10 protein-coding genes are annotated in these 11,465 nt (G+C 67.8%); 6 read left to right on the plus strand and 4 right to left on the minus strand.

What is annotated here, in order from left to right:
• Positions 1 to 52 precede the first annotated feature (52 nt).
• On the plus strand, positions 53 to 2,011 hold the full coding sequence (locus tag LT948_RS10530) for a methyl-accepting chemotaxis protein (protein WP_009314697.1): 1,959 nt from the start codon (positions 53 to 55) through the stop codon (positions 2,009 to 2,011).
• Here the strand turns inward: LT948_RS10530 and LT948_RS10535 are convergent.
• Complete coding sequence (locus LT948_RS10535; protein ID WP_003087559.1) at positions 1,992 to 3,713, minus strand: SulP family inorganic anion transporter; 1,722 nt, start codon at positions 3,711 to 3,713, stop codon at positions 1,992 to 1,994. The genes LT948_RS10530 and LT948_RS10535 overlap by 20 nt on opposite strands.
• 163 nt (positions 3,714 to 3,876) lie before the next feature.
• A complete protein-coding gene (locus LT948_RS10540) occupies positions 3,877 to 4,881 on the minus strand; it encodes an NADP-dependent oxidoreductase (RefSeq protein WP_003110637.1) in 1,005 nt (334 codons plus the stop codon).
• Between the two features lie 250 nt (positions 4,882 to 5,131).
• Here LT948_RS10540 and LT948_RS10545 point away from each other — a divergent pair, with 250 nt between their 5' ends.
• A complete protein-coding gene (locus LT948_RS10545) occupies positions 5,132 to 5,893 on the plus strand; it encodes an SDR family oxidoreductase (protein ID WP_003120415.1) in 762 nt (253 codons plus the stop codon).
• Between the two features lie 158 nt (positions 5,894 to 6,051).
• Positions 6,052 to 6,945, plus strand: coding sequence for a bile acid:sodium symporter family protein (locus tag LT948_RS10550; RefSeq protein WP_003087569.1), 894 nt, complete (start codon positions 6,052 to 6,054; stop codon positions 6,943 to 6,945).
• Positions 6,946 to 6,951: 6 nt separating this feature from the next.
• On the opposite strand, the gene LT948_RS10555 is transcribed toward LT948_RS10550, so the two are convergent.
• On the minus strand, positions 6,952 to 8,148 hold the full coding sequence (locus tag LT948_RS10555; protein WP_003087572.1) for a benzoate/H(+) symporter BenE family transporter: 1,197 nt from the start codon (positions 8,146 to 8,148) through the stop codon (positions 6,952 to 6,954).
• Between the two features lie 230 nt (positions 8,149 to 8,378).
• Here LT948_RS10555 and LT948_RS10560 point away from each other — a divergent pair, with 230 nt between their 5' ends.
• Positions 8,379 to 9,014 (plus strand): hypothetical protein, encoded by a 636-nt coding sequence (locus LT948_RS10560; protein WP_023091987.1) that lies wholly within the window; start codon positions 8,379 to 8,381, stop codon positions 9,012 to 9,014.
• 39 nt (positions 9,015 to 9,053) lie between these two features.
• On the opposite strand, the gene LT948_RS10565 is transcribed toward LT948_RS10560, so the two are convergent.
• Positions 9,054 to 9,530 carry a MarR family winged helix-turn-helix transcriptional regulator gene (locus LT948_RS10565; protein ID WP_003097819.1) on the minus strand — a complete coding sequence of 159 codons (477 nt, stop codon included), beginning with the start codon at positions 9,528 to 9,530 and terminating at the stop codon, positions 9,054 to 9,056.
• 81 nt (positions 9,531 to 9,611) lie between these two features.
• Here LT948_RS10565 and LT948_RS10570 point away from each other — a divergent pair, with 81 nt between their 5' ends.
• The gene (locus tag LT948_RS10570; RefSeq protein WP_003097818.1) at positions 9,612 to 10,778 is read left to right on the plus strand and encodes an aminotransferase-like domain-containing protein; all 1,167 of its coding nucleotides are present in this window, start codon (positions 9,612 to 9,614) and stop codon (positions 10,776 to 10,778) included.
• 55 nt (positions 10,779 to 10,833) lie between these two features.
• Entirely contained in the window at positions 10,834 to 11,436 is a 603-nt protein-coding gene (locus LT948_RS10575; RefSeq protein ID WP_023091986.1) for a glutathione S-transferase family protein, read from the plus strand.
• Positions 11,437 to 11,465: the final 29 nt, after the last annotated feature.

Below are 11,465 nucleotides of genomic sequence, written 5' to 3' on the forward strand. Positions count from 1 at the left end.
CGACACAGCGGGAAATGCGCACGCAGACGGCGCGTCACGGGGGAGGGGAGTCATGCTGGGGTTGCTGCGCAGGCGTCTGGCCGATCTCGGCACGGCGAAGAAACTGGCCATCGGTTTTACCCTGGTCCTGCTATTGACCGCGCTGGTGGCCGCGCTCGCGGTGCTCTCGCTGCATGCGCTGGGGCAGCGCTTCGCGCGCCTGCAGGAGATGAGCGCGATCAATCGCGACGTGCTGGAGGTTCGCCAGGCCGAGAAGGACTTTGCCCTGCACGGGGAAAAGAGTGACGCCGAGCGCTTGCGCCAGCGCCTGGCCGCGACCCTTGAACGGGTGGGCCGGCTCAAGGCCGACGGCGACGCCGATCAGGCGCTTGGCATGGCCGAGGTGGAGCAGGTGCTGGCGGCATACCTCGAAGCGTTTGGCCGCTTCGAGCAGTCCATCCAGGGACGCCAGTTGGCTTGGGAAAGCGCCAGCTGGTCGCTGAACGGCGCCGCCAACAGCCTCGATATCCTCCAGTCCAGCCTGGCCGAGGATGGCGCCTATGCGCTGAAGGAGAGCCAGGGACGCGACGGCGAACCGCTGTTGCAGCAGGCGGCCCAGGTCGCCCAGGTCAATCGCCTGGTCCTGCAGGGGTTGGACGAGGCCCGCTCGCGTCTCGAAGCGCGCGCCGCGGATGCGCAGGAGGGGCCGCCGAAATCGCTGCGCGAGGCGCTGGAGCTGGCCGCCCGGCTGGAGCAGGCGATCACCGACGATGCCTACGTGTCGGTGGTCAAGGACGTGCTGACCAATATCCGCGGTTTCGCCGACAAGCTCGCCGAGTATCGCGCCAGCCAGCGCCAGGAGCGGCAGATGTACGCCGCCATGGGCGAGCGTGCCGGGCAGGTGATGGCGCGTGTCGACCGTAGCTGGGAGGCGCAGCAGCAGGCCATGCTCCACAGCCTGCGGACAAACTCCCTGCTGATCGTCGGCGCCGCCGTGCTGGCGCTGCTGGTGGGCCTGGGCGCGGCCTTCGGCATCAGCCTGCTGATCGTCCGTCCGCTGCGCCAGGCGATGGGCGTGGCGCAGCGGATCGCCGAAGGCGACCTGGCGGTGCGGGTCGACAGCGAGCGGCGCGACGAGGTTGGCCAACTGATGGCCGCGATGCGCGCCATGACCGGCAGCCTGCGCGGTATCGTCAGCCAGTTGCAGGACGGCGTCGGGCGGATTGCCGGCGCTTCCGAGGCGCTGTCCGGCGTTACCACGCGCACCCGCCTGGGAATCGACAGCCAGCGGGCGGAAACCGAACAGGTGGCCACGGCGATGAACCAGATGGCCGCCACCGTCCATGAAGTGGCGCACAACGCCGAGGAAGCCGCGGGGTCGGCGGAAAGCGCCGACGGCAAGGTCAGCGTCGGCCAGGAGGTGGTACGCCAGACCCTGGATCGGATCGAGCGACTGGCCGAGGCGGTGCGCGCGGCCACCGCCAGCGTCGAGGCGCTGAGCGCCGACAGCCAGCGCATCGGCAGCGTGCTGGACGTGATCAAGAGCGTGGCCGAGCAGACCAACCTGCTGGCGCTGAACGCCGCCATCGAGGCGGCGCGGGCCGGCGACCAGGGTCGAGGCTTCGCCGTGGTCGCCGACGAGGTGCGGGCGCTGGCGCGGCGCACCCAACAGTCCACGGCCGAGATCGAGACCCTGATCGGTGCCTTGCAGAATGGCACGCAGCAGGCGGTGCAGCGTATGCAGCGCAGCCACCAGTTGGTGGACCAGAGCGTCGACGACGCGCTGCAGACCGAGGCGGCGCTGGGCAACATCGCCACGGCGGTGGCGCTGATCCAGCAGATGAACCAGCAGATCGCCGCGGCCTCCGAGCAGCAGAGCGCGGTCGCCGAGGAGATCAACCGCAGCGTCACGGCGATCCGCGAGGTGGCCGATCAGTCGGCCCAGGCCATGCAGTCGACGGCTTCGTCCAGCGAACAACTGGCGGAGCTGGGGCGCGAACTACAGGGCATGGTCAGGCATTTCCGCTTGTAGCCGCGGCCTGGGCGGCGAGTCTTTCCTGCTGGCGCAGCCAGTAGCGATAAGCACTGACCCCCGAGCGCACCGAGCTGAATACCAGCGGCGGCTTGATCTCGCCGAGCATGCTCGAGCGTTGCAGCAGGTCCAGCGTCTGCCCGGTCACCCGCGCCAGCGACAGGTGCACGCCCTGGGCCTTGAGGATCTGTTGCACCTCGTGGAGGGTGGCCAGGCCGCTGATGTCGAGGTTGGTCATGGCTTCGGCGTTGAGCAGCACCGCATTCGGCCGCTCGCTGCCGTCCACCACGGCAAGCACCCGCTGCTTGAAGTAGTCGGCGTTGAAGAACAGCAGGGGGGCGTCGAAGCGGTAGATCACCAGGCCGGGAAGAGTGGTGGCCTGCGGGTACTTGGCCAGCTCGACCTGGCCGTCGATGCCGTGCATCCAGCCGAGCACCGCGTCGCTCGGGCGATAGGTGTAGTAGAGCAGGCGCAGCACGGCGATGCTGACGGCGACGAAGATTCCCGGCAGCACGCCGACGCTGAGCACGCCGACGGTGGTCAGCAGGCAGAGGCTGAACTCGAAGCGGCTGAGCTTCCAGAAGCCCTTCAGCGCCTGCACGTCGATCAGGCCCCAGCCGGCCAGCAACAGGACCGCGCCGAGCGCCGGCATCGGCACCCAGCCCAGGGGCTTGTTCAGCAGCAACAGGGTGGCGGCGATCACCAGCGCGGCGACCACGCCGACCAGTTGGGTCTTGCCGCCGACCATGTCGTTCACCGCGGTGCGGGAGTCGGCGCCGCTGATGGCGAAGCCCTGGGAGACCCCGGCGCCGATGTTGGCCAGGCCGAGGGCGACGAATTCGTGGTTGGCGTTGATGCTGTAGCCGTGACGGGCGGCGAAGCTGCGCGCGGTGAGCATGGCGCTGCAGAAGCTGACCACGGTGATACCGGTGGCGTCGCGCAGCAGGCTTTTCAGTTCCTCCAGGCTGGTCTGCGGCCAGCTCAGTTGCGGCAGCCCGGCCGGTACCTCGCCAAGCAGTTCCACGCCGTAGCGATCCAGGCCCAGCAGCGCCGCGGCGAGACTGGCCAGGAGGACGCCGCAGAGCGCCCCGGGCAACTGCGGGAAGCGCCGCGGCAGCAGCACCATCAGCAAGAGCGAGAGGCTGCCGAGGATCAGCGTCGGCCAATGGATGTGCAGCAGGTTCTCCAGCAGCGCGAGGATGCCGGCGACGAAGCCGCTGGTCGCCGCCTCGTAGCCGAACAGCTTGCCCAGTTGCCCGACCAGCAGGCTCAGGCCGATGCCGTTGAGGTAGCCGACCAGGATCGGTCGCGAGAGGAAGCTGGCGATGAATCCGGCGCGGGCCAGGCCGGCGACGATGGAGAACAGCCCGACCATGATCGCGACGATCATCGACAGGTCCACCAGGCGCTGCGGGTCGCCCGCCGCCAGCGGGGTGATGGCGGCGGCGACCATCGCCGCGGTCGCCGCGTCGGGGCCGACCATCAACTGTCGCGAGCTGCCGATCAGGGCGTAGATCAGCATCGGCAGGATGCACGCATAGAGGCCTACCTGGGGCGGGAAGCCGGCGATCTGGGCGTAGGCGATGGCAGTGGGGATCTGGATCGCCGCCACCGACAGCCCGGCCTGGACATCCGGACGGAACCAGGCGCGGCGGTAGTGGAGCAGGCTATCGAGTCCGGGTACCCAGCGGGCGAGTGGCATGCGGCTGTTTCCTTGCAGGCGCGGATGCCGCAGCTTAGCCCGAAGGACAGGCGGCAGGATTGCCGGGAATCATTATTTCTTCAGTGCACACGCTCTTCGAGGCGAGGCGCAGGGCGGATAGCGCAAGGCGCTATCCGCCGCTTCTTCGCGCCGGCGGCGGACCTCAGACCTTCAACACCAACTTGCCGAAGTTTTCCCCGCTGAACAGCTTGAGCAGGGTCTCGGGGAAGGTCTCCAGGCCTTCGACGATGTCCTCGCGCGATTGCAGCTTGCCTTCCGCCAGCCAGGTGGCCATCTCCTTCAGGCCTTCTGGGAAGCGCTGGGCATAGTCCATCACCACCATGCCTTCCATGCGCGCCCGATTGACCAGCAGCGACAGGTAGTTGGCCGGGCCGCGCACCGCTTCCTTGTTGTTGTACTGGCTGATCGCCCCGCAGAGGACGATGCGTGCCTTGAAGGCGATACGGGTGAGCACCGTGTCGAGGATTTCGCCGCCGACGTTGTCGAAGAACACATCGATGCCCTTCGGGCATTCGCGCTTGAGTCCGGCGGCGAGGTCTTCGTTCTTGTAATCGATGGCGCCGTCAAAGCCCAGCTCCTCGACCAGGAAACGACATTTCTCGGCGCCGCCGGCGATGCCCACCACCCGGCAGCCCTTGAGCCTGGCGATCTGCCCGGCAACGCTGCCCACCGCACCGGCGGCGCCGGAGATCACCACGGTCTCGCCGCTCTTCGGCTGGCCGACGTCGAGCAACGCGAAGTAGGCGGTCATGCCGGTCATGCCCAGCGCCGAGAGATAGCGCGGCAGCGGCGCGCGGGACGGGTCGACCTTGTAGAAACCCTTGGGCTCGCCGACGAAATAGTCCTGCACGCCGAGGGCGCCGTTGACGTAGTCGCCGGCCTGGAAGCCGGGGTGCTTCGAAACCAGCACCTTGCCGACGCCGAGCGCGCGCATCACCTCGCCGATCCCCACCGGCGGGATGTAGGAGCGGGCGTCGTTCATCCAGCCGCGCATCGCCGGGTCCAGCGACAGGTACTCGTTCTTCACCAGGATCTGGCCCTCGGCCGGCTCGCCGAGCGGGGTCTCGACGAAACTGAAGGTGTCGCGGCCGGGCAGCCCGCTGGGACGCTGGGCCAACTGGTATTGCCGATTGATCTGGGAGGTCATGGCAGGGCACTCGAATGTCGGGAAACAGGTCCCTAGGGATAGCCGGCACCGGCGCCGGCGGCAAGCGAAGGCGAGTGCGGAAATGACCGGTCATCTATGCCGATGATTCGCCGCCATCAGTCTTATCAGCGGGCTGGATGGCCCATCCTCCAGTCCCCTGATAGTGCTATGCCTTGCGCCGGCCCTGGCTAGACTGGCGCGGCCCGGTTCCGTCGCGGTTGGCGGAAGGCGATTTTCCGAGGAGCAGCAGATGAGCAAACTTCTTTCCGGCCAGGTCGCACTGGTCACTGGCGGTGCGGCGGGCATCGGCCGCGCTACCGCGCTGGCCTTCGCCGCCGCCGGGGTCAAGGTGGTGGTCGCCGACCTGGACAGCGCCGGCGGCGAGGGCACGGTCGAAGCGATCCGCCAGGCAGGTGGCGAAGCCCTCTTCATTCGCTGCGACGTCACCCGCGACGCCGAGGTCAAGGCGCTGGTCGAGGGTTGCGCGGCGGCCTACGGCCGTCTCGACTACGCCTTCAACAACGCCGGCATCGAGATCGAGCAGGGCAAGCTGGCCGACGGCAACGAAGCCGAGTTCGACGCCATCATGGCTGTCAACGTGAAGGGCGTCTGGTTGTGCATGAAGCACCAGATCCCGCTGATGCTGGCCCAGGGCGGCGGCGCGATCGTCAACACCGCCTCGGTCGCCGGGCTCGGCGCGGCGCCGAAGATGAGCATCTACGCTGCTTCCAAGCACGCGGTGATCGGCCTGACCAAATCGGCGGCGATCGAGTACGCGAAGAAGGGCATCCGCGTCAACGCCGTGTGTCCGGCGGTGATCGACACCGACATGTTCCGCCGCGCCTACGAGGCCGATCCGCGCAAGGCCGAGTTCGCCGCCGCGATGCATCCGCTGGGTCGGGTCGGACGGGTCGAGGAAATCGCCGCCGCGGTGCTCTACCTGTGCAGCGACCACGCGGGCTTCACCACCGGTATCGCCTTGCCAGTGGACGGCGGGGCGACGGCGATCTGAGCGGGCGGCGATACAATCGGGATGCCCCGGCGCGGGGCATTCGCATTCTGTTACAGGTCGGCGCGCGGTTTGGCGCGCCAGGCCACTGCCGGGGGACTAACCTGGGTCGAGAATCCGGGGCCTGAGCCCGTCTCCATCGCATCGGAGCAATAACAATAATGACCGCCGATCCCATCCTGACCCTGTTCCTCCCCATCGCCCTGGGCATCATCATGCTCGGTCTCGGACTGTCCCTGACCCCGGCCGACTTCCTCCGCGTGGTGCGCTACCCGAAGCCGGTGCTGGTCGGCCTGGTGTGCCAGATCGTCCTGCTGCCCATGGCCTGTTTCCTGATCGTCCAGGGCTTCGCCCTCGAGGCGGCCCTGGCGGTCGGCATGATGTTGCTGGCGGCCTCGCCCGGCGGCACCACCGCCAACCTCTACAGCCACCTGGCGCATGGCGACGTGGCACTGAACATCACCCTGACCGCGGTGAACTCGGTGATCGCCATCCTCACCATGCCGCTGATCGTCAATCTGTCGCTGCAATACTTCATGGGCGACGGGCAGGCGATTCCCCTGCAGTTCGGCAAGGTCATGCAGGTGTTCGTCATCGTCCTCGGCCCGGTGGCCATCGGCATGCTGGTGCGCAACCGCCTGCCGGCCGTGGCGGATCGGCTGCAGAAGCCGGTGAAGATCCTTTCCGCGCTGCTGTTGCTGGTGATCATCCTGCTGGCGCTGGCCAAGGACTGGCAGACCTTCGTCACCTACGCGCCGGTGGTCGGGCTGGCCGCGCTGGCCTTCAACCTGCTGAGCCTGGCGGTGGGCTATTGGGTACCGCGCCTGCTGCGCCTGCCGAAGGCCCAGGCGGTGGCCATCGGCATGGAGATCGGCATCCACAACGGCACCCTGGCGATCGCCCTGGCGCTGAGTCCGAGCCTGCTGAACAACAGCACCATGGCGATTCCGCCGGCGATCTACGGGGTGTTGATGTTCTTCACCGCGGCGGCCTTCGGCTGGTGGGTCAGCCGTGGCCACCAGGCCGCGCCGGCGCCCGTGACGGCGCCGGACTGAGGTCGGTCAGCCGCGCCGCCAGTTGAGCACGAACTGAGTCAGCAGGCCGGCCACCAGGCCCCAGAACGCCGAGCCGATGGACAGCAGGGTGAAGCCGGAGGCGGTGACCATGAAGGTCACCAGCGCGGCCTCGCGCTGGCGCTCGTCGGCCATCGAGTTGGCCAGGCCGTTCATGATCGAGCCGAGCAGGGCGATGGCGGCGATGGACAGCACCAGTGCCTTGGGGAACGCCGCGAACAACGCTGCCAGGGTGGCGCCGAAGGTTCCCGCGACGCAGTTGAAGAAGCCGCACCAGAGCGCCGCGGTATAGCGCTTGTGCGGGTCCTCGTGGGCCGAGGGACCGGTGCAGATCGCCGCGCTGATCGCCGCCAGGTTGATCCCGTGGGAGCCGAACGGCGCCAGCAGGATCGAGGCGATGCCGGTGCTCGAGATCAGCGGCGAGGCCGGCACCTGGTAGCCGTCGGCGCGCAGCACGGCGATGCCGGGCATGTTCTGCGACGCCATGGCGACGATGAACAACGGGATGCCGATGCTGATGGTGGCGGCCAGGGAGAAGCTCGGCGTGGTCCACTCCGGTACCGCCAGTTCCAGGCGGAACCTGCTGAAGTCCAGCTGGCCCAGTATCCCGGCCAGCAGCACCCCCACCAGTAGCGCAGCGAACACCGCATAGCGCGGCGAGAAGCGTTTGCACAGCAGATAGCTGAAGAACATCGCCAGCACCAGCAGGGTCTGTTGCTCGGCGGCGTTGCAGATCTCGATGCCGATGCGGAACAGCACCCCGGCCAGCAGCGCCGAGGCCAGCGAGGAGGGAACCTGGCGCATCAGGCGTTCGAAGCTGCCGGTGACGCCGCACAGGGTGATCAGGAGGGCGCAGACGATGAAGGCGCCGATCGCCTCGCTGTACGGCACTCCGGGCAGGCTGCTGATCAGCAGCGCCGCGCCGGGGGTGGACCAGGCGATCACGATCGGCACCCGGTAGCGCAGGGTCAGGCCGATGGTCGCCAGGCCCATGCCGATCGACAGGGCCCAGATCCACGAGGAAATCTGCGCGCTGCTGAGACCGGCGTTCTGCCCGGCCTGGAACATCAGTACCAGCGAGCTGGTGTAGCCGGTGAGCATGGCGACGAAGCCGGCCACCACGGCGGCGGGAGAGGAGTCGGCGAACGGACGCAGACGAGGCTGGGGCTGGGTGGTTTCGGTCATGCCGGGTACTTCCATGGAGTGTGCGGGACGACCGGGCACGGCGGTAGGCGGAGCCACGGGGCAGGTTGCGCGAGGCGCGGAGTGCCGATCATCTTTTTCTGTTTTGCGCAGCCTAAACAGCCGGCCAGGGGCTGTCCCGGTACAGCCGCGGACATAGTTGGCCATACAGTCGCAGCTGCCGGAAGCTGGCGGAGCTGGTAACTTCCCGGCATTTGCCGAGGAGCTTCGCCATGGATGCAAACCCCTACGCCACGCCGCGTGTCGAATTGGTCGAGCAGGGCATACCGGATGCTTTCCGCCGGCGCTGGACGTCCGCGCAACTGCGCATCCTCGCCTGGCTCTGCCTGGCCTCGATAGCCGGCGGCGTGGTGCTGATGGTGCTCAGCCTGCTGGAGGCATTCGGCGATGGCGCCGCGTTCGGGGTCTACGCCGACTGGCTGGGCCTGCTCCTCAGCCTGCTCGGCGCCTACCTGCTGCTGCGGCTCAAGCACCTGGTCGAGTCGCGCTTTCGCGGCCCCTCGCTGGCCTGGCCGGTATGGTTGTCGATTCTCCTGACCCTGCTGGGCGAGGGCTGGAGCCTGCTGGCGGTTACCGACGATGCGCTGCAGGGCTGGAACTGGCAGGCGCTGGTGTACTTCGCGCTGCTTGCGCTGATCGGCGCTACCACCCTCTGGCTGGGCCTGCGTCTGCTCAAGCAGGAAAACCTCTATCCGTCGCTGCGGATCATGGCCTGGCTGGACATCGCCGGCGGCGCGATGCTGGCTTCGGTGCTGTTGCTGGTGCTGGCGGTACTGCCGCTGCTGGCCGCCACCCTGGCCATGGCGCTGGCCTGCTGGCGCGCGGCGCGGGAGCTGGAGCGGGGCTAGCGGGCAGCCGGAGCGTCCAGGCGCCAGGCCCATGGGGCGTCAGTCGGCGGCCTCCGTCGCCGCTTCGCCGCGGCTGCCTGCATGCGCCCGAGCCAGGGTGCGATTGACCGCCAGCCAGCCGGAGACCGCTTCGCCGCCGGCTTCCTCGAAGCAGCGTTGGAGCAGCCGCGACTGCTCGCGACGCAGCGCCTTTTCCAACCGCACGCCCTCGGCGGTGAGGCCGAGGAGGCGTTTGCGCTTGTCGTCGTCGGCGGTGGCGCTGCCGATCAGGTTCATCTCCAGCAACTGGCGCAGCGGGATGTTCAGCGCCTGCTTGGTCACGCCGAGCAGGGCCAGCAGTTCCTTCACGCTGAGGCCCGGATAGCGGGCGATGAAGAACAGCACGCGGTGGTGCACGCGACCCAGGCCGCGGCGGGCGAGCATCTCGTCAGGCTTGGTGGTGAAGGCCTGGTACGCGAAGAAGAAGGCTTCCATCATGGCCTGCTGCTGGACGGCGTGGTTTTTCAGGTCAGGCATATTGACGCTTCCGGGCGCGGCATCGTAGTTTCGGTCAAGCAGTTTGACTCATTTTTCCCCGCCTACGCTACCGGTGATCCCATGGCCTTCTCTGAACGCATCTCCCGCCTGAAAAGCTCCTTGATCCGCGAAATCCTTGCCGCGGCGCAGCGTCCGGAGGTGATGTCGTTCGCCGGCGGGCTGCCGGCCGAGCCGATGCTGCCGAAGGTGCAGTGGGAGCAGATGCCGGCCTCCATGGGCCAGTACGGCATGAGCGAAGGCGAGCCTGCCCTGCGCGAAGCCATCGCCGCCGAAGCGCGCGCCCTCGGCGTCCCCTGCGAGGCGAGCCAGGTGCTGATCGTCAGCGGTTCGCAGCAGACCCTCGACCTGGCCAGCAAGCTGTTCATCGATCCGGGCACCGAGGTGCTGCTCGAGGCGCCGACCTACCTCGCCGCGCTACAGGCCTTCCAATTGTTCGGCGCCGATTGCGTGACCGTGCCGCTGGGTGCCGAGGGCCCCGACCTGGTTGCCCTGCGGCAGCGCCTGGAGCGACACAAGCCGGCCTTCGCCTACCTGATCCCGACTTTCCAGAATCCGTCCGGCGTGCGCTACAGCGAGGAACGCCGCGACGCGGTGGCGGCGCTGCTAGACGAATTCGGCGTGACCCTGATCGAAGACGAACCCTATCGCGAACTGGTGTTCGACGAGGGCCGCGCAACCCCGCTGGTCAGCCGCCTGCGCAAGTCCAGCTGGATCTATACCGGCACGGTGTCGAAGACCCTGCTGCCGGGCCTGCGCGTCGGTTTCCTGATCGCCACCCCGGACCTGTTCCCGCACCTGCTGCGGCTGAAACAGTCGGCCGACCTGCATACCAACCGGGTAGGGCAGTGGCAGGCGCTGCAATGGTTCGGCAGCGAGGCCTACCGCCAGCACCTGGCCGAACTGCGCGAGTTCTACCGGGTCCGCCGCGACGCCATGCAGGAGGCGCTGCTGGAGCACTTCGGCGAGCTGGCCGAATGGAATATCCCGGAGGGCGGGCTGTTCTTCTGGCTGACCCTCAGGCAGCCGCTGGATACCCGCACCCTGCTCCAGCCGGCGCTGGCCGCCGATGTCGCATTCATGCCCGGCGAACCTTTCTTCGCCGAGCCGGAGCAGAACCTCGGGCGTCTGCGGCTGAACTTCAGCCACGTCGCCCCGGAGCGCCTGCACGAAGGCCTGCGGCGCCTGGCCAAGGTCGTCCGCGACGCCCAGGCCGCCGAAGCGGCCTGAACCCTCATCGGCGCTCCTCCGAGGGCGCCGGCCATCCGATCCGAGGAGCGACACGATGTACAAGGTCTACGGTGATTACCGTTCGGGCAACTGCTACAAGATCAAGCTGGCCATGTCGCTGCTCGGCATCGACTACCAGTGGGTTCCGGTGGACATTCTCAAGGGCGAGACCCAGACCCCGGAGTTCCTGGCGAAGAACCCCAACGGCAAGATACCGGTGCTGGAGCTGGAGGACGGCAGTTGCCTGTGGGAGTCCAACGCCATCCTCAACTTCCTCGCCGACGGCAGCGCTCTGTTGCCCAGCGAACCGCGCCTGCGCACCCAGGTGCTGCAATGGCAATTCTTCGAGCAATACAGCCATGAGCCCTATGTGGCCGTGGCGCGCTTCATCAAGCTCTACCTCGGCCTCCCGGAAGCCCGCCGCGCCGAGTTCGAAGAGAAGAAGACCGGCGGCTACAAGGCCCTCGACGTCATGGAGAAACAGCTGTCGCGCACGCCATTCCTGGTCGGCGAACAGTTCTCCATCGCCGATATCACCCTCTACGCCTACACCCATGTCGCCCATGAAGGCGGCTTCGACCTGACGGCCTACCCGGCGATCCGCGCGTGGATCAAGCGAGTGGGGGAGGTGCCGGGGTATGTGGGGATGCTGGATTGAGGGGAGCTTCGATCAGCGGTTGGCGAGGC

The sequence above is a fragment of the Pseudomonas sp. CP-1 genome (genome assembly GCF_021213715.1).
GTDB classification, from domain to species: domain Bacteria; phylum Pseudomonadota; class Gammaproteobacteria; order Pseudomonadales; family Pseudomonadaceae; genus Pseudomonas; species Pseudomonas aeruginosa.